A 19714-nucleotide genomic window follows, 5' to 3' on the forward strand; every position below is an offset into this window, starting at 1 on the left:
CTCCTCATTCACAGCCGCTCGATCTCAGAAAAAAATGTTGGATAGGAAATGTTCACGCTTTCAGGGTTCTCAATGAGAACACCCTTCCCTGCCGCACCGAGTACAGCAAGAGACATTGCCATGCGATGATCGTCATAACTCTTAACCCGCGCCCGCTGTATCTCAGATTTCCCGTGAATGACAAGCCCATCCTCACGTTCATCGATGCTGCCGGGCGCAAGTTTTTGGAACTCCGTTGCAACGGCGTGGAGTCGGTCGGTCTCCTTGACGCGAAGCTCTCCCGCTCCCGTGATGACCGTATCTCCCTCGGCAAAGAGTGCAGCGACGGCAAGAATCGGAATCTCGTCGATGAGGCGCGGCATGATCTCTGCACCGAAAGAAACACCATGCAGAGACGCCGACTCAACGAAGAGATCGGCAACGCATTCCCCACCGCTCTCACGCTCATTCTGCACGGAGATATGTGCCCCCATCTCTCTCAGCACATCCAGTATCCCCGTACGCGTTGGGTTTATGCCGACGTTATTCAGGCGCAGGCGGCTGTCCTTAATAATGCTGCCCGCGACGAGGAAGTACGCGGCCGAACTGATATCCCCCGGCACCGTAATCTCATCGGGCGCACGATAGCCGCCGTCCTCCACAGGGAAAACAGTAACACTCGTCCCGCTGCGCTCGATGCGAACGCCGAAACCCGCAAGCATCTGCTCCGTGTGATCGCGAGAAACGTATGGCTCTGTGACTGTCGTCGGTGCATCTGCATAGAGACCCGCGAGCAGAATTGCAGACTTGACCTGCGCACTGGCGACAGGACTTTTGTAGTGAATGCCGCGCAGCTTCCCCCCTGTCGGTACAACAACAAGCGGAAGGTTATTGTTCGCATTTCGCCCGTAGATACGCGCCCCCATCTCAGAGAGCGGCAGAAGCACGCGCCTCATCGGACGGCGCGTCAGTGAGGCATCGCCGCTGAACGCGGAGAGGAACGACTGCGGCGCAAGCACCCCCATCATAAGGCGCAGTGTCGTCCCCGAGTTTCCCGCATCAAGTACGTTCATCGGCTCGGATAGCCCATGCAGTCCTTTTCCCGTAACAATCAGTTCGTTCTCGTTCAAAAATTCGATCGCTGTGCCAAGCGAGCGCATCACGCCGACCGTTGAAAGGCAGTCTGCCGCATGAAGGAAATTGTTGATATGCACAGGCGTGTTGCCAAGCCCCGCAAACATGACGCTGCGGTGCGAGATGGATTTATCCCCCGGTATATCGATCATGCCCTGCCAGCCATGGCGCGCAGGTTCAATCGTTTTCATCTCAGTCATTTACTACCCTTCCAAGTTCCAAACACTATAGCAGCCTGCCGCGTACCCCATCGAGAATGCCGCCTGCAGGTTGTAACCACCCGTATTGGCGTCCACGTCGACCAGTTCGCCGACGAAATAGAGATGCCTTATGATCTTGGACTCCATCGAGCGTGGGTCGATCTCATGCGTCGCGACACCGCCCGCCGTTACAATTGCTTCCGCGATGGGGCGTGTCCCCGTGATTGTCAGAGGGAGCGACTGTAAGGCACGCACAAGACGTTCACGTTCCTTTGACGAAATCTGTCCGACGACGCGCTTGGTGTCAAGTCCCGCCGCATTCAGCACAATGTCAATCAGACGCCTTGGCAGAAGATCGATCATACCGTTGTGAAGCTGCTTCTGCTCGTATGCCGCAAAATCCCGATCCACACGCTCTCGCAGCTTCTCATGCGTCAACGCAGGTTTGAGATTCAGCCGCAGTTCGATGTCCTTTTTCCCCTCCATCAGGAGCTCCGATGCACGACGGCTCAGTCGGAGAATAATCGGTCCCGTGACACCGAAATGCGTAAAGAGCATCTCTCCGAAAAAGTCCTGTTCTTTCTTCCCCGCATGATACAGTATCGCGCGCACGTTCCGAAGCGACAGCCCCTGCACGTCCTTCACCCAGCTTTCCCGCGTCACAAGGGGGATAAGCGCTGGAAAGATCGGCGTGACCGTATGCCCTGCCGCGTGTGCAAATGCGTAGCCGTCCCCCGTTGAACCCGTCGCAGGATAAGATGCACCGCCCGTCGCAAGAATGACGGCATCCGCTTCGAGCTTTGCACCGTCTGCCAGGCATACGCCAAGCAATACGCCATCCTCGATAACGAGTGCATGCACCGTTGTGTTGATACGAACTTCCACCCTTAGATCACGCAGATATTTCAGCATGGCGTCCACCACTTGGACAGCACGGTCACTTTGCGGAAAAACACGGTTGCCGCGCTCAATCTTGAGCGGAACCCCCAGCCTCTCGAAGAACGCCATCACGTCTGCATTGTCAAAGGCACGCAGGCTGCTGTTGAGGAATCTGCCATTTCCTACAACATTCTTGATGATGTCAGGGATCTCATCCGCGCTTGTGACATTACAGCGCCCCTTTCCCGTGATCATCATCTTGCGCCCGACGCGCGGCATCTTTTCGAGCAGGGTCACACTGCCCCCGTGTTCCGCTGCCGCAGCGGCCGCCATCATTCCCGCAGGACCCGCGCCTACGACGAGAATCTTCCCCACTGTGCATCACCCCAGCTATTTTTTTCAGTTCATGGATCTCATCTGAGGTCAGATGGCGGAAAGAACCACAGGAGACCCCATCCAGCGTCAGCATGGCAAAGCGGACACGACAAAGTCTCTGCACACGGCAGCCAATGGCAGCAAACATACGCCGCACTTGTCGCTTGCGTCCCTCGTGGATGATCGTCTCGACGACAGTACGTTCTCCCTCTCTGTGCAGAACGCGCAGCCGTGCAGGAGCCGTTCTTCCGTCGTCCAGAAGAATCCCATTCCGAAGTGCAGTAAGTCCATCCTCAGTGACGTTTCCCGTGACCTCTGCACGATATACCTTGTCAATCTCAAAACGCGGATGGAGCAGTCCCTGTGTCATGGCACCATCGTTGGTAATGATCAGAAGCCCCTCCGTATCGGCATCCAGCCGACCAACAGGATAGAGGCGCGCGGGAAAATGCGGCAGAAGATCCAGTACTGTTCTGCGCCCCCGATCATCATATGCCGTCGAGAGACAGCCTCGCGGTTTATGGAGCAAAATATAAAAACGTCTCTCATTGCGGCGAATCGGTGTGCCGTCCACAGCAATCTCATGCCGTGCTGCATCGTACTTGCCGCCGAGCGCCGTGACGGGCAGTCCATCGACTGTCACACGCCCAGCACGAATGAGCGCCTCTGCAGCACGCCTGGATGCTGCCCCTGCATTGCTGATGATTTTCTGCAATCGTTCTTCCATCGTGTCTCCTACCGCACCTTCACCGACAGTTCTCCCATCAGCTCCGTGAGATCCTCCCGGACTTCCGGCGACCCATCAATCCAATAGGAAGAGTCCAATTTACGCCAATGACCATCACTCTTTACGTAGACCGGATGATCGCCTGTATGCTTTGCAAACAACTCCTTCATCTTCGTCCACAGTGCTTGACGATCTGCATCTCGCGGCGGCATGAGATAGAACGAAACTCGGTATTCGCTGATCGGCCAAATCTCATCAGCAAGAAGCTTTGGTTCCTCTCCTGCCGCATCGACACGCCCCTGCACGACAAGAACACTCTCCGGCTCCAGATCGGACACATGCGCATAGAACACACGCGGAAACACTGTAACTTCGATGCGTCCGCTGAAATCCTCCATCTCAGCGAAAAGCATCGTATCACCTTTTTTTGTGGTATAACGTTTCGTATTGGTCAGTATACCGCCAATACGAACGAGTTGACGATCTTTTCGCAGTTCCCCACGAATATCATTGATCGGCAAAAGGGAGGAAAGCGTATCGCGGTAGTCGTCCAGCGGATGCCCGGTAATATAGAACCCGGTGGCTTCCTTCTCCCACATCAAACGCTCCTCTGCAGTAGTCGGCGGGACATCGGGAAAGTCCTGAATCTGTTGGACGCTCTCCATCGTATCCGAACTAAACAGCCCAATCTGTCCACTCATGCGGTCACGCTGGCTGCGCGCAGCATCCTGCATAGCAAAATCAAGCGAATATAAGAGCTGATTCCGCTCTCTCCCCAGACAGTCGAAAGCTCCGCATTTGATCAGGCTCTCAATGGCACGTTTATTCATCGTACGCATGTCAACACGTGCACAAAAGTTTACCAGAGAGTGGAATTTCCCGCCCTCTGCGCGCACCTGCACCATGCTCCCGATCGCCGCCTCGCCCACATTGCGAACAGCCGCGAGCCCAAAGCGTATAGCACCGTCCTCGATGCTGAAGCTTGCTGTGCTTGCATTGATGTCGGGGGGAAGAATATTAATTTTCATCTGATGGCAAAGCTGAATGTAGACCGGAATCTTGTCCGTCTTGTCCATGATGCTGGTCAATACCCCCGCCATAAACTCTACGGGATAATGCGCCTTCAGATACGCCGTCTGCCATGCCAAGAGGCCATACGCCGCACTGTGGGATTTGTTGAATCCATAGTCGGCAAAATGGGTCAATAGATCAAAAATGTGGTTCGCCAGTTCCGCAGCAATGCCGTTCTTCTCACAGCCCTGGAGAAAAATTTCTTTCTGTGCCATCAGGAGCTCATGTTTTTTCTTGCCCATGGCACGCCGCAGGAGATCAGCCTGGCCAAGCGTAAATCCGGCAAGAACTTGAACGATCTGCATGACCTGTTCCTGATAAAGGACAACGCCGAACGTCTCCTTTAGAATTGGTTCAAGCAGAGGATGCATGTAAACAACATCCTTTTTCCCATGCAGCCCATCAATGAAGTCCGTCACCATGCCGCTCCCCAAGGGTCCGGGTCGATAGAGGGCAACCGTCGGAATCAAATCGACAAAGCCCTTCGGCTGAAGCTCCTTAACAAGATTTGTCATGCCTGCAGATTCCATCTGAAACACTGCACCTGTATCGCCATTGCACAGCATTTGTGATGTTTTTTCATCAATAAGAGGAATCCGATCCATGTTGATGTCCACGCCATGTGACTGACGTATATTTTCTACGGCATCGGCAATGATGCTGAGCGTACGCAAGCCCAAAAAATCCATTTTGAGCAGGCCGAGAGCCTCGACATCGTCCTTGTCATACTCCGTAACAAGCGTTCCCTCAGAAACCCACACAGGAACCTGACTGGTCAGCGGCGACTTTGCGATCACAACGCCGGCGGCATGGATAGAGGTGTTGCGCGGCAGTCCTTCGATCTTACGCGCAAGATCAATGACACGATGGGCCTCCTCATCCTCCTCATACCGCCTGCGAAAGTCGGCGGACTCCTTAAGCGCACGATCAAGTGTAATATTCAGCTCGGCAGGGACGAGTTTGGTAATGGTCGACACTTCACCAAACGGCATCTCGAGAACGCGTGCAACATCACGAATCGCTCCCTTGGCCCCCATCGTTCCAAAGGTGGCAATCTGAGCGACATGATCCTCGCCATAACGTTCTTTGACATACGAAATAACCCGCCCGCGGTTGATGTCGTCAAAGTCGATATCAATATCCGGCATCGACACACGCTCTGGGTTAAGAAACCGCTCAAAGAGAAGAGCATAACGGAGAGGATCAATGTTCGTGATGCCGAGCAGAAAGGCAACAATGCTGCCTGCAGCAGAGCCGCGCCCCGGACCGACAGCGACGCCATGTCCGCGTGCATAATTAATGAAGTCCCACACAATGAGAAAGTAGCTGGCATATCCCATCTTATGAATGACGCCGAGCTCGTAATCCAGACGCTGATGCACCTCATTCCCCGCCGCAGGATAACGCGCAGGAATACGCTCCGTACAAAGTGCACGGAGATAGTCGTCGTCTGTTGTATATCCGCCAGGAAGCGGATAGAACGGCAGCTGCAGTTCACCGAAGGTAAAATCCACTTGACATCGCTCTGCAATTTTCGCCGTATTCTCTATTGCACCTGGATAGTCGGCAAAGAGAGCCGTCATCTCTTCCTCAGATTTCAGATAGTAGTCAGGTCCGGAAAAGCGCATCCGATCCGGGTCATTGAGCGTACGTCCTGTCTGCACACAGAGGAGGATGTCATGAAACTCGCTGTCTTCCGTATTGACATAGTGTACATCATTCGTAGCAACGAGTCCGATGTTATGTTTTTCCGCTAGACGACGAAGCGTGCGATTGACCTTCTTCTCTTCAGGAAGTCCATGATCCTGAATCTCCAAGAAGAAATTATCTCTGCCAAAGATGCCGCTGTACTCACGCACCAGCGCATCGGCAAGCTCCATGTCCCCACGCAGAACCGCCTGCGGTATCTCTCCTGCCACACAGGCAGACAGGGCAATCAGCCCTTTATGGAAGCGCCGAAGAAGCTCCTTATCGATGCGCGGCTTATAATAATATCCCTCGATGTTGGCGAGGGATATGAGCTGAACCAGATTGCGATAGCCGCATTCATTTTCTGCAAGCAGAATCAAATGATAGTATCGCGTGCCGTTTACCTCGGCACGCTCCTGCCGCTGACGCGGGGCAAGGTAGACCTCACAACCGATGATGGGATGAATGCCCTGCGCCTTGGCCTCCTTATAAAATGCAACAGCTCCATACATAACACCGTGATCGGTCATGGCGACCGCATCCATGCCGAGTTCCTTCGTCCGACATACAAGCTCTTTAATGCGGCTTGCACCATCCAGCAAGCTGTACTCTGTATGTACATGCAGATGCGCAAAGGCCATTGATGGATTCACCTCCCCTCATTCTAGGTAGAAAAGTTCTCGAATTCCTCACGTGCACGACGATGCAAAAATCGATGCCAGATTTCCCGATATGCCGACTCCAGTTCTTTCATATATCCACCAGCATCCATCAGCGGCGAGCGTTTCATATTGGTGCGCAGCCCGGCGTGATAACCAGCAATCAGTTTGGGGGATTCAGCGAGCTGAACAGCACGTCGAACGTAGCTAATATCATTCTCGACGATCAATTCGCGTACACCGGTATTGGTTAAAATGGAGGCACCAAAGCGCGAGCCATGTGTGCGTCCGCGCATAGAAATCACAGGGACCCCCATGTAGAGTGCCTCACACGTCGTCACCCCGCCATTATATGGCGCCGTATCAAGAGCTATATCAATATCGCGATACTGCTCCAAATAGTCTGGACTGAACGGGCGAAACTCGACACGGTCAAGATCAAAATTCACCATAGAAAGACGCTGTTTGGCATAGTGCAGTCCGGCATCAATGCTCGCAATCTTTCCCTTAATCACCAGTTTTGAGTCCCGCACTGCATCCAGGATACCACGCCATAGGAGGAGCATCTCATCTGTCACTTTGGCAAAGTTGTTAAAACTGCCAAACGTCACATACCCATTTTTATAGACGGGCGCCTCATAGCCCGATTCCGGCATTGCTCGTACTTCCTCCGGCATATAGCAGAGATGGGAGTGCGGCAGACGGAGAATCTGCTCGGTAAATCCGCTCTCTGCCATCGTATCCCCCTTGGGAATACAAACCTCATCCGAGAGAAAATAGTCAATCGTATGTAATCCAGTGGTATTTGTATATCCAATGCCGGACATTTGAACCGGAGCAGGCCGATACGCCATGATGGGCAAAGCATTGTCCTGCGAGTGCCCTGAAAGATCCACAAGTATATCTATCTTATCCTCGGCAATGAGGCGTGCTGCCGTCCGCGGCGGACGTCCGCGCAGATCACGCCAAGTCACACGACGCGTACGAAAACGTTCCGTAACGGAATCACTCCTGCCAAGCGCATAGCAGAACACCATAAAGTGCTCCCCATCAAAATGCCGAAGCAGCGGAGGGAGAAAATAAGATACGGCATGTTCACGAAAATCCGGGGAGATATACCCAATACGAAGCTTCCGCTGTGTGGAACGCGTCACATCTTCATGTGTATATGGGGTAATATTCAGCAGTTCATCATAGTGCTCTGCCTTTTTCCGCCCCTCCTGTGCCCCGAGAGATCGATAATTACGCATAAAGAGATACTTGCTGTAAAGCTCTGCTGCCTCATCATGGTCATCAGCAAGACGACTCGACATGAGCAGTTCGTGTGCTGCCCCCTTTGCCTCACCCGCCAAATATAGAGCGTCAGCAAGCCAGCCGCGCGCACGTTTCAAGATCTGATGGTAGATGATATAAGAAAGATCTTCTTCACCAAGAACCTTCTCTTTATAGGACAGCTCTTCGACCAAATCCGCCAGAAGGGGGATTTCCTCATCCAGCCGGAAATCAAGTGCCGCAAGCCCAGCCTTTACTATGCGGGCTCGTGGATGGCGCGGCTGAATATCGAGAACTTGCTCAGCAAGCTTCTCTGCTTCATCAATACGGCCACTATACAGCGCAGCTTCTGCATTGACTGCCATTGCATCAACATCGCCCGCCTTAAGACGCTCGACCTCCTGCGCACATGCACGCATCCCCTTCAGATCACCATCCGACGAAAACTGTGTTGCGAGGCGCAGCCAATTCAGCTTCTCCTCCGCAGCATGCTCCTCATGCGGCACACGATCCTGCATATTCATCCCCCCTCTCCAGTTTATCTTTTCTTAGACCTCCGGCTGCAATTCTCTGCCATACTCCTGCAAAAAGATCTTCTGATCGTGTTTATATTCCAGTGCAAGCGGCTTTTCCTGCGGACAGTGAATGCACCAAAAGTCTTCCTCCTGATTCGGAACAACGACTCTGAACTCGTGGCGCCGCATCTCCATGCACATCGATGTATCATAGAAGTGCCAGCCCGCAAATAGGTCCTCCCGCCAACGGATACCATACTGTATCGCCATAAAGAGACCGTCCACCGACTCAACATCTATGTATGGTCCATCGGGCTCCATACACCGGGAATCAATGACACTCTCCGTCTCACAGTGATGAAGTACACGCCCATAAGTACGCAGACCGTCCCACCAGACGCCGGAGTGCGGCAGACTCCGACAGCCAATCACGCCAATAATACCGATCGCCTCATCACGGAAAATAGAGAGCAGATCGGCAATCAAATTCTTATTGACAACAAGGACATCCTGATGCAGATACACCATGTAGCGCGCATTGGTCGCACGCGCCCCTTCATTGTACCCTGCGCACATAGATCGTGCGCCGCGCACGGGGATATACTCGACCGTCATCCCTGCGGGAACAGAGAGTGTCTTGAGATAGAGAAGACACTCACGGTACATATCTTCATCATTTACGCAAGTGATAAAGGCAACCTTATTCTCATCCACGAACGCTGTCGTCTGCTTTCTCGTCATTTATGCATTCTCTCTGCAAACTCAGATACAACTCCTGCCGAACAGGGTCAACGCTCTCTGCGGCACTCTCCTCAAGAACCTCATGAATATACGCCAAGTGCTCATGTGAATAGGAACAGAGTGCACGATAGAACGTCTCAGTGTGCACCACTGTTTCACGAATCAACGCAGCGAGATAGGCAGGAAAAATGTCCAGCTGTCCGATCAGCATCCAAAGCTGATGAACTGACTCCACACGTATAACGTCATACTCGATGCGATGAAGCAGTCGTACAATGCTCTTACGTTGTCCAGATGTATACATTGATTTGATCAGAGAAAGTTCCGGCATTGACCGATCTGCACGAACAAGATAGAACTCTGCCTCCAGATCATCGCCGTGATTCTCGAACCCCGCTGCCACAAGCCGATCGATGATTCCTGGCGGTGCTTTCCTTTGCTGTGCTCGGACACGCACGCTCTTATAAAAGGAGGCGTATAGCAGCTTCTCAAATTCTTTACGTGCATAAAGACGCGAAACAATGGAATAATAGTGCCCATCCATAAGATCTTGCAGGACAGACCAATGGCGTATATTACGGAAACTCGTTAGGAAGGCACCTGTATCTTTCAAAAACATCGAAAATCCTGCAGCAATATCCTGCGGATTGTCTGCATTTTCCAATGTCAAATCGGAAAGAATATAGTCGAAATAATTCTTCTCATACGGCAGGGGTGTCGTGATGTAATCCAGTTTCTGCCAATGAATGCCAGTGGGAATGTCCAGCGCGTCGCATTCAGCACCTACTGCATAAAGTTCTGCCTTAGGAAACATTTGCTGCAGCTGCGGCAGATATTCCAGACTCTCAACGACAAGAACCCGCAGCGGAGCAGCATCGGGTACAAGAAAAGAGAGGAGCTCTGATCGAATCTTTTCAGCCAAACAATGCCCTCCCCATTCTGCAGTGCCAATAAAAGGCACATATTGGACTCATTATAACACAGTCCGCAAAGAAGTTGTATCCATATTATTCGTCAAATGCCGTGCCGTCAAGCAGCGGCAGAACAAAGACGACCGGCGCCTCATACGGATGGATCTCCCGAATCGCACGCATCGTTTCATCAATACGCCGTTCCCCAACGCGCACTTCAACCTTTAGCTCCTCTGCCTCTGTAATCTTGCCCGCTTCTCCCTCATAAGGATCTGCTCCTGCAAGCGTCCGCCATGTCCCCATTACAGGACTATAGGCAAGGCAGGAATCATAGTTCCCGATATGCCCGGCATCCACTTCCTGCAGTGCCTTTTGGAGTGCAGAAAGATGGGTTCGCGGAATAAATATTTCCATCTTTACATACTTCATGGATGCAAACTCCTATTATCTCCTCATATTAAGGAGTCACTCGATGCTCAGTCCGACATCACAGCGCAGCTGTATCGCCTCAGCAATATGAGACGCTCCGATGATCGTTTTTCCATCAAGATCGGCAATCGTCCTTGCCACTTTAATGATGCGGTCATGCGAACGTGCCGACAGCTGAATGCGGTGAAATGCCGCTTCCAGCAGATGCTCTGCATTCTCTTCCATCGTACAGTACTTCTTGATCATGCTGTGATTCATCTGTGCATTACAAAAGAGGCCGTAACGCCCTAGGCGCTCCCGCTCAATCGTACGTGCCCGCACCACGCGGGCGCGAATTGATGCAGATGACTCAGCCCGCTGCGTCGCGTGCAAATCCGCATAATTCACACGTGATACACGAATATGAAGATCAATACGGTCTAATAACGGTCCCGACAGCTTTCGTGTATAACGTTTGATCTCCCCCGCAGAACATTCACACGTATGATCTTTGTCTCCGAAAAATCCGCAGGGGCACGGATTCATTGCCGCTACCAAAATGATACTAGAGGGAAACGTCAGTGTTGCGTTTGCACGCGACACTGTAATCTGGCGATCCTCAATCGGTTCACGCAGCACCTCAAGCGTCTTCTTGCTGAACTCCGGCAGCTCGTCGAGAAAGAGTACGCCGTGATGCGCGAGTGTCACCTCGCCCGGACGCGGGATACTGCCTCCGCCGATCATCGCCACCGTCGAGGATGTATGGTGCGGACTGCGGAAGGGGCGCGTGGTCACAAGCCCCGTATCCTTGCCGAGCAGCCCCGAGATGCTGTAAATCTTTGTGATCTCGATGGCTTCTTCCTTCGTCAGCTCTGGCAGAATCGAAGACATCCGACGTGCCAGCATTGTCTTGCCCGAGCCGGGTACACCGACCATGAGGACGTTATGCCCTCCCGCCGCTGCAATTTCAAGCGCACGCTTCGCCTGATACTGCCCCTGTACGTCTGCAAAGTCATCGGTAAAGGCTGCATCCGTTTTCTGCTCTGTCAAGTGTGGCACAGCAGGAGTCAGCACCTCTGTGCCAGTCAGATGACGCACAAGTTGCGCCAGATTCTCGACCGCATAGACCTTCAGCCCATCAATGAGGAGTGCCTCGTCTGCATTGGAGGGTGCAACGTAAAACTCCGTCAGCCCATGTTCCCGCGCCGTAATCGCCATTGGGAGAATCCCGCTGATCGGACGGCAGTTCCCATCAAGGGAAAGCTCTGCCGAGAAAAGCGCACTCTGCACTGCCGCCTCGGGAACCATACCGTAGGATGCAAGCAGACCAACCGCAATCGGCAGATCAAGCCCCGAGCTGTCCTTTCGCACATCGGCGGGTGCAAGATTCACCGTCACCCGTTCCTGCCGCAGCTGAATGCCGGAGTTGCGGATTGCCGTCCGTACCCGCTCCTTAGACTCCTTTACCGACGTATCGGGAAGCCCGACCAGCTCAAAGCTCGGCAGCCCGGGCGACACATCCACCTCAACGTCGATAATTCGTCCGTCTATCCCGAGGGTCGTCGCACCATAGGTCTTTGCAAACAACGGCCTTCCCTCCTACGTTTCAAATATAAGAAAATTATAACACAGGATAGGGGAAGATGGCTAATGATTCTTTGCAAAAGAAAAGAGATTCCAAACGTCGATTAGGATGAATGGAATCTCTAAATGCCTATAGAATGTAGTGGATATTATCAGTGCAGACGTGTTTCGAGTTTGGATGTTTGATCAATTCCCAGAAAGAGCTTCATAGCCATAGCTGTCATAATTTGCATCCTCGATGCCCACATCAGAAAGAACGAGCTAGTTCTACATGAGGCACATCTGTCCGTTATCATTTACCTCCCAAGTGTTCATGAACAACATTGAGGAGTTCCAACATAATCTGAGGATCAAAGTCGTCGCGAATCCTATGAAAGCTCACATCCCCATCCTTAGTCCCAATGAGCTCTCCCGCATCATTGTAAAACTCTAAATATAAGGTCTTATAGCGATACGGCTCGTTATAGTCATACTCGGTGCTGATAAGGATATAGCCTTCCTTACGATTGACAAATTTCGTCTTTACCTTACCGTGTGAAGTTGTGAAATCAAAAGCCACACTGTCCCGATCGAGATAAAGCACCCCTTTATCATTTGAACTTATAATCTGCCAATCCGCTGCCGAACATACCGTTCCAAACAGCATAATAAACATCGTCATCAACAGACACATTTTCTTCATCATTTTCATCTCTCCCGGTTATGCGAATACATGATGTGAGCCCACCGTGTTTTTATATCTTACAGTGCGTAATATACAGATCACTCTTTATCGTAAGAATGCCCCAGATAGCTGAGTGAAAAATCCAATATCTTGTCCTGCACACTGTCATCCTGGATGTAACGCCACTCCTCATTGCGTTTCGTTTGATACTTCCAATAGTGATCTTTTATGCCTCTACAAAATTTATAGTGATCCTGTCCGATCATCTTTTTCCCTTATGATATGAATATCCTTGATCATCGGTACAAACATATGGTCTTTTCATCGAATTCGCATGAGCAGATGTGACAAGAACGACCATCAGTCCAAGAAGCAGAATGGTAAAGCTACACAAAAATTTTCTCATGTCCCCTATCCTCCACTAAAATTTAACTTCGCTCACCAACATAGATCAAAAAATTCTCCATAATGGCATAAATCGCGCTCCTTGGGGGAACTTCAAAGTAAGTTTCATCACCGTCTGATGTGGCAAGGAGTACATCATTCTCATCGTAGAGCCGCTGCATTGTCCTTTTACAAAGCGGTGGTTCCTCAAATTTATAGTGGAATGTTCCGATGGTATACGTCGATTGATGAGGCATATAAATTCTAGCACGTACATGCCCTGTTTTCCCATCGCGATCATAATACGCACTGTCAAAGTCGAGATAAATCCGTGCATTACCGGGAGCACGTGACACAAGTGTCCAATGCTCTGCCGAACAGACCGAAGTAAACGATAGACACATAAGCAAAAAACAGATAAAACATATAGTACGCTGCATCATTCTTCCTCCATACACAAAATTATTTTACATTCTATGTGTTTCTATATAAAGAAGGGGGAATCCCTTCTCAGCTTTTATTTTTCCAAAAAGAAATTCTTAAGAACTTGCTGATGAGTCAGATCGAGGCAGCTTTTCCTCTGTCAAGAAGACAAGCCATATGCATAGTAAGGACTATGCCGAGGATTTGTCGAAATGGACAGTACGCCCCCCGCTAAGATAATGTGGTTGAATTTATTAGTCCTTCAATAAAAAATTACAAACATCTAAAAACAAGCAGGATTCCAAAAGAAAATGTAGAATGGAATATACAAAATCAGCTTTTTGGGGCAAGTCGCCAATATGTCTTACTCTTCTTCATAAAAGCAAGGAGAAACACTTATGAAACTACTTCCATCACAAATTATTGTGCTAATCATCACGCTTTCCTGCATGATCACAGCCTCCTCTGCCGCGGCAGAGATGCAAGACAGACCTTTGGCAAAGGTTAGATATACAGATTTTGTAGACCGTGTCAATGAGATGCTTACACTCGAAATTTTTCACACAACTCTGTCCCCTATCCGTTATGACAAAAATATGTCAACCGCGAAAGAGGACGTATACACGACGAGAACAAACAGCGATATGTTGGTTGCTTTCTATATACAGGACGGCTTAGTATGTAGCGTCGGTGCCCAATTCAATCAGCAGGACAAACAGAGAGCCCGCGAGGCAGTCGATGTCATGGCTGCCGTCGGTCTCGCCATGGGCATGACGCCTGACGAAGTGCGACAGGTCTTGAACCTAAAACCGTTCGAGAATGCGCTCTGCGGTAAAGCTCACTGTATAAGAACAGGAACAGATGTTTACCTTGTAACTACGAAACATGGACGTGATCTTTTCATGGCTGTCTATGCAGATCCATATCCACATCCATGACACGATCAGCTCATAGACAGATATACTGATTCCTAACTAAAACATAAGCATTGGATCGCTCTGCACGAGAAAGGAACGTTGTGAGAATACTGCGGAAAAGATGATAAGAAAAAGCATTGAGGACGTCACATAAAATGTAAAAATTACAATATGTAAAAACGAATCTGTGTTGCCGTTACACGTCTAACGGCAACAGATGACTAGTCCAACTCTAGTATGTTGAGGATCCTTTTCCTATTAAGGAAATATAGATAAGCAGCCCTCCTGTTGTATCTTTCTACAACGGGAGAATTGTTGTCTGCTTTTAGTCTTTATAGTAATGCAGCCGTCCGATATATCCTAAAGCGTAATACAATATTTTGTCCTGTACACTATCGCTTTGAACATAACGCCAACGCTTATCCGAGGAAGTATGATACTGCCAATAGTACTGCCCTTTTTCTTTTTTATAAGTATATACATCCCTACCAATCATTTTTTTCTTATCATATTGTTGAATATATGTAAAAAACAATAAGTTTGGTTCATTTTCTGCAACAATAACAACAGCTAAATCATGACTGAAAGAAACTGTTCTTTCGATATAGTAATCATACCCTTGATCATCTGTACATACATAGGCTCCTTTAAATTTGTCAGCAGAAACAACTGCCATTGAAATCAGCTGAATACCTATGAAGACACTCAAAAATACAGATAACATTCTTTTCATTTTCTCTCCACCTTTTTGTAAATACATCAAAAATATTCAGCACAATTTAAGTTCGAAAATCCACTCCTTTCGCATATTTATAGTCCTAGGATCTCGACGCAAAAAGAGCAACACCTATATATCCATTCTTATGTCGAAGTGTAACAACTCGAATAAGTTTTCCAGACTTTTTGCAGAAAGCCTCACCCACCATAGTATTTTCTTTCCAAGGTTTTAGTTTAAACAGGCTATTGAATTCATCTACGGTCATACCAGCAGCAAGGCAAGCAGACATAATAACTTCAGCCGCACCTTGTTGTGCCATCTGATTCCCCTGCCGAAAGAGCGCGGCTACTTCATACGTCACACCATTTTTTACATAAAAGATAATATGTGCACCGTTGGACGTTTCAGCTGCATATGCTAGAGTTTCCTCCTCCGACTCATCAGCATCATAACGAGGTGATTCCAATGTTGTATGCAAAACACCTAACCCCAATATGTCATTGATCTTACCCAGAAAATCTGTGTAATATAGATTATTCACTAAGGGATTGTCATCGTTCCAACCGCTTGCATGGACTGCCATACTATATGTCAGAATGTAAAACGCACACATAAATGCAATAGGAATTGGATAAAGAATGCGTTTCATAATTATTGCCCCCTAAACTGCATCTCTATATCACTATTCGCTGGCATGAACTTTAATCGAAGTTATAATACCGCTCTTTACCGTAAACCACATTGTCACAGACCCATTTACATTATATGCATATATAGTTTTGTCTAGACGTTTCCGATACTCTTCATTATCTTTTTCAGAAAGTTTCGGTGCACTATGCCTTTCAGTTGAGACACTATCTGCTGTGCCATATATCTGGGATAATACATTTTCTGGCATCCCAATACTTACTCCATCTGCGGTTTTAAAGTCGCCTCTCCCATCTACGGTAATTGTAGTTACGATATAATTATCATCCGCATTCCATGCTGTCAACAGAATACTTGCTCCCATATAGGAAAGTTCAATTCTATAGCCTGATTGTGACGCATTATACGGCTTTCCAAAAATAGAAAGCAGTTTTTTCATAGAATCCCCTACACAGATACCATTGATTGCCGTCTGCTTCTCGTATATAGAACAACTTATCGGCATAGCGCCAAGATTTCTTGTGTATTCCACCGGACGTTGAGCCGTACATATAGGACTAACAAATAAACAAAAAAAGAACACAAGGCATATCTTCTTGAAATAGTATCTTTCAAACATTGTTTAATTCCTCCACATTAACGTGAGCCATCAATCAGTGTATAAATATTGTCCGAAAAGTTTGGATCCATATATCTTCCTTCTCGTGCGGAGTACCACTGTTGCCCACCATAAAACTTCATGTTATATGCAAGATAAAATGCCATTTCACCATCAAAATAATGCCCTGTTTCAGCCATAGTTCCTACCGGTGGAATATATCGCCATTCATTATCCCTAAAATCCCACCAATACATTCGTCTTGATTCCCAATTATACATGAAATGAGCTGTTCCTGACCCAGAAGGTTCTATATTCCCTCGATCAGCCTCTGGAACATGAATTTCCCTAATGGCAAGTTTATATATTGGAGGATTGTATTCTTCCACGACTAACGATGTTTTATCAATATAAGATGCGTACCCCATATGAGCACCACATAGGATAAAGTTTTTGTTTCCCCACAGATAATTCGGATAATCAGCTCGCACTATCCCATGTGTTCCAAGAACGAGAAAAAACATCATAAACACGAAAAGTTTCTTATACATATTCACAAATTGGTATTTTCCCATCATAATTCTCCCTATCTGATACATTTTTCATTTGGATATAGTTGAGCTTTATTATTACTATTTTATATATATTAGTATAACATAAAATCTAGATTTTCTCTATAAAAATCTATCTGTCAGCCATGTTTCCAGTTATTTTATACTACATTAACTTCAATCCCGCCCTTGAAAATAACAACTATCACTCCATCCTCCTTCACCACAATGTGATCGAGCAGACCTCCCCATAGCTCCTCGTCAAACTCAACCTGCTCCCCACTAATACCGCATACCGCTTGAATCATGCCCTCCAAGGTCTTTCTCTTGCTCTCCCTCTCGGCAATTTGCTCGTCCAACCTCGCCAGATGCCCCTGCTTTTCCACATAGAGTCTACGAATCTCATTCTCCTGTTTCAGATATTCCGTCTGATCCTGTGCCACCCGTGAATTCTCGCGAATCAGGTTTTCAAGCCGTTCTGTCAAAACACGAAGTTCCTGCTCTGCCCTATTGTGTTCCTCCATCAGCTCCCTCGTTTGGCAAACGCTGTCAATCAGTGACCGAAGTTCCCCAATCACACACTCCTTGACTTCCACCAAGGAGTTCAGTGCCTTGACGAAAATCCATTTGATTTCCTCTTCCGTCAGATGCCTCGTACTGCACGGCTTGCCCTTGTGGGTATATTTCTTGTTGCAGCGGTATATTACCCTACGGTACTTATCCGTGGAGTGCCATACCTTCGCCCCGTACCAACCGCCACAGCAGCCGCATTTGATTTTGTTCGCAAAGATGCTCACGCCGCTGTGTTTGCCGTTCTGCTCTCTACGCTTTATCTCCGATTGCACAAAGTCGAACAAATACGGTGGGATAATGGGCTCGTGGTGTTCTTCCACATAGTATTGCGGAATCTCGCCCGTGTTCTTCCGCCGCGTCTTATCGAGAAAGTCCGCCGTATACTCTTTCTGAATCAGTGCATCGCCACGATACTTCTCGTTTGTAAGGATGGAGCGCACCGTTGAAATGTACCACTTGTCCTTTCCCGACGGGGATTTGATGCCGCGCTTCTCCAGTTCCTTCGTAATGGCATAAAAGGATCGCCCGCCAAGGAAGAGTTTGTAGATGAGCCTTACGATTTTCGCCTGTTCCTCGTTGATTTTGAAGTCCTTGTCATAGCCGAGGAATGCGCTGTATCCCACACTGGTCTTGCCCTCGGCGAACTGCTTGCGCTTGCCCCATGTGGTGTTTTCCGAGATGCTGCGGCTCTCCTCCTGCGCTAGGCTCGACATAATCGTGATAAGGAGTTCCGTCTTACCACCAATTTTGATACAATCTAACGATGCACCCCCTATACCCGATTAACGATGCACACCCTTGCACCCCCTCAGTCGAAATTTTGCATCCCCCTGTAAGTAAAACTGAACACGGAAATCTAAAAACTTGGTCACCGGGATCTGGATATCGGACAATCTTTGAACTTCGATAAGGTAATTTCGCACATCAATGGGTACAACATTGACCATTGCACCCACAGACTTGAACTTCACACCCGTATTCTTGATTAAAGAATTTTCATACACAAAAACCTCGGACTGCCTATTCTCAGTCCGAGGTTTTTGATTCTAAAATATTCTTAGCCGATCTTCGCCGCAAGCACATCTGCCTCGCGTACCGATGTCACCATGCCGAGATACGTCAATCCGTAGAGATCAGCAAAACGGCGCATTGTGTATTCGCCCGCCTCCAGCATCCACTTCTCAGGTGCTGCACCTTGGAAAAGGAAGGCAATCTGCCCGTGAAGACTCCCCGCCTCGACAGGACCGTAGAATCGATCCAGCAGATTGCGCACAGCGCCACAGATATTGTGCCAATAAAGCGGCGAACCGATGACGATAAAATCCGCCGCCCGCACTTTTTCAAGCACCTCAGAGAATTGATCGCCTGGCAGCTCCTGTCCATAAACATTGATCCGATAGTCCGTAAGATTCAGCGTCTCATAGGTGTGCCCTTGCAGAAACCTCGCTGCAAGAGCTGCCGTATTTCCGTCTCTGTTCGGACTGCCGTTGATAAACAGTATATTCATACCGTTGCCTCCTCATTTTATCTTTGTGCTATCCAAAAATCTGCGGCACGGTTCAGCCATCCTTCGGCAGCAGTGCCCTCACCAAGCCCGAAGCCATGCGGCAGACCTTTAAACACTTCGATCTCTGCCGCCTGTCCGTTTCTGCGGATCGCCTGTGTACGCCGCTGCATCGTCTGCCATGAGGCAATGCCATCGGCCGTCCCGACACAGCTGTATGTCGGCGGCTCTGTACCATAGACCTCCGACAAGTCCGTATACTGCATAATGACGGCGGCAGGACGCGGATATGAACGCTGTCCAAACGCCTCCGTTCCATGCGAACCGACCCACGCTGCCATACGCGCTCCCGCCGAGCCGCCCCAGAGGGAGTAACCACGCATGTCAACGCCCAGTTCTGCCGCATGTTCGTGGAGAAAGGCAACCGCGCGTGAAAGATCTTCGCACGCCGTCTGCGCACGCGGTCGATAGATCAGTGCAAAGGAGTTCACTCCGCGCTCAGAGAGGACGAGCGCATGTGGAAAACTGTCCTGCATCGCCCCCACATAGGCAAATCCGCCGCCCGCACTCACGACGGCGACAGGCGCTCC

At 49.3% G+C, this 19714-nt stretch carries 18 protein-coding genes and 1 pseudogene; 1 reads left to right on the forward strand and 18 read right to left on the reverse strand.

Annotated features, from left to right (window positions below):
* Positions 1–8: 8 nt before the first annotated feature.
* The 11 genes from aroA to HMPREF0908_RS11075 all read right to left on the reverse strand — a co-directional run bounded on the left by aroA (position 9) and on the right by HMPREF0908_RS11075 (position 13635).
* A complete protein-coding gene (gene aroA, locus HMPREF0908_RS01390) occupies positions 9–1313 on the reverse strand; it encodes a 3-phosphoshikimate 1-carboxyvinyltransferase (RefSeq protein ID WP_006689622.1) in 1305 nt (434 codons plus the stop codon).
* 3 nt (positions 1314–1316) lie between these two features.
* Entirely contained in the window at positions 1317–2528 is a 1212-nt protein-coding gene (locus HMPREF0908_RS01395; protein WP_245522909.1) for a BaiN/RdsA family NAD(P)/FAD-dependent oxidoreductase, read from the reverse strand.
* Entirely contained in the window at positions 2422–3294 is an 873-nt protein-coding gene (locus tag HMPREF0908_RS01400) for a pseudouridine synthase (RefSeq protein WP_006689624.1), read from the reverse strand. The genes HMPREF0908_RS01395 and HMPREF0908_RS01400 overlap by 107 nt, the downstream gene beginning before the upstream one ends.
* Positions 3295–3302: 8 nt before the next feature.
* A complete protein-coding gene (locus HMPREF0908_RS01405; RefSeq protein WP_006689625.1) occupies positions 3303–6695 on the reverse strand; it encodes a DNA polymerase III subunit alpha in 3393 nt (1130 codons plus the stop codon).
* A gap of 23 nt (positions 6696–6718) precedes the next feature.
* The gene (locus HMPREF0908_RS01410; RefSeq protein WP_040572467.1) at positions 6719–8503 is read right to left on the reverse strand and encodes an O-linked N-acetylglucosamine transferase, SPINDLY family protein; all 1785 of its coding nucleotides are present in this window, start codon (positions 8501–8503) and stop codon (positions 6719–6721) included.
* Between the two features lie 30 nt (positions 8504–8533).
* The gene (locus HMPREF0908_RS01415; RefSeq protein WP_006689627.1) at positions 8534–9241 is read right to left on the reverse strand and encodes a glycosyltransferase family protein; all 708 of its coding nucleotides are present in this window, start codon (positions 9239–9241) and stop codon (positions 8534–8536) included.
* Complete coding sequence (locus tag HMPREF0908_RS01420) at positions 9207–10163, reverse strand: hypothetical protein (RefSeq protein ID WP_006689628.1); 957 nt, start codon at positions 10161–10163, stop codon at positions 9207–9209. Before HMPREF0908_RS01420 ends, HMPREF0908_RS01415 begins: the two co-directional genes overlap by 35 nt.
* 85 nt (positions 10164–10248) lie before the next feature.
* Positions 10249–10581 (reverse strand): divalent cation tolerance protein CutA, encoded by a 333-nt coding sequence (cutA, locus tag HMPREF0908_RS01425; RefSeq protein ID WP_006689629.1) that lies wholly within the window; start codon positions 10579–10581, stop codon positions 10249–10251.
* Positions 10582–10617: 36 nt separating this feature from the next.
* Positions 10618–12147, reverse strand: a complete 1530-nt coding sequence (locus HMPREF0908_RS01430) for a YifB family Mg chelatase-like AAA ATPase (protein ID WP_006689630.1) — start codon at positions 12145–12147, stop codon at positions 10618–10620.
* Positions 12148–12436: 289 nt separating this feature from the next.
* Positions 12437–12829, reverse strand: coding sequence for a hypothetical protein (locus HMPREF0908_RS01435; protein ID WP_040572313.1), 393 nt, complete (start codon positions 12827–12829; stop codon positions 12437–12439).
* Between the two features lie 407 nt (positions 12830–13236).
* The gene (locus HMPREF0908_RS11075; RefSeq protein WP_211204776.1) at positions 13237–13635 is read right to left on the reverse strand and encodes a hypothetical protein; all 399 of its coding nucleotides are present in this window, start codon (positions 13633–13635) and stop codon (positions 13237–13239) included.
* A 378-nt stretch (positions 13636–14013) separates the two neighbouring features.
* Between HMPREF0908_RS11075 and HMPREF0908_RS01445 the strand changes: the two genes are divergently transcribed.
* Positions 14014–14553: a hypothetical protein gene (locus tag HMPREF0908_RS01445; protein WP_006689635.1), complete on the forward strand. Its 540-nt coding sequence runs from the start codon at positions 14014–14016 to the stop codon at positions 14551–14553.
* Positions 14554–14857: 304 nt separating this feature from the next.
* Here the strand turns inward: HMPREF0908_RS01445 and HMPREF0908_RS01450 are convergent, their stop codons facing one another.
* The 7 genes and pseudogenes from HMPREF0908_RS01450 to HMPREF0908_RS01480 all read right to left on the reverse strand — a co-directional run.
* A complete protein-coding gene (locus HMPREF0908_RS01450; protein ID WP_169304132.1) occupies positions 14858–15256 on the reverse strand; it encodes a hypothetical protein in 399 nt (132 codons plus the stop codon).
* 94 nt (positions 15257–15350) lie between these two features.
* Positions 15351–15899, reverse strand: a complete 549-nt coding sequence (locus tag HMPREF0908_RS01455; protein WP_006689637.1) for a hypothetical protein — start codon at positions 15897–15899, stop codon at positions 15351–15353.
* 33 nt (positions 15900–15932) lie between these two features.
* Positions 15933–16337: a hypothetical protein gene (locus tag HMPREF0908_RS01460; protein WP_156778188.1), complete on the reverse strand. Its 405-nt coding sequence runs from the start codon at positions 16335–16337 to the stop codon at positions 15933–15935.
* 197 nt (positions 16338–16534) lie between these two features.
* Entirely contained in the window at positions 16535–17047 is a 513-nt protein-coding gene (locus tag HMPREF0908_RS01465; RefSeq protein ID WP_040572468.1) for a hypothetical protein, read from the reverse strand.
* A 161-nt stretch (positions 17048–17208) separates the two neighbouring features.
* Positions 17209–18351 (reverse strand): annotated as a pseudogene (locus tag HMPREF0908_RS01470) (recombinase family protein); the annotation flags it as partial.
* Positions 18352–18677: 326 nt separating this feature from the next.
* The gene (locus HMPREF0908_RS01475; RefSeq protein ID WP_006689641.1) at positions 18678–19127 is read right to left on the reverse strand and encodes a flavodoxin family protein; all 450 of its coding nucleotides are present in this window, start codon (positions 19125–19127) and stop codon (positions 18678–18680) included.
* 17 nt (positions 19128–19144) lie between these two features.
* A partial coding sequence (locus tag HMPREF0908_RS01480) for an alpha/beta hydrolase (protein WP_006689642.1) occupies positions 19145–19714 on the reverse strand: 570 nt, incomplete at its 5' end.

The organism is Centipeda flueggei ATCC 43531, assembly GCF_000160695.1.
Taxonomy (GTDB): domain Bacteria; phylum Bacillota; class Negativicutes; order Selenomonadales; family Selenomonadaceae; genus Centipeda; species Centipeda flueggei.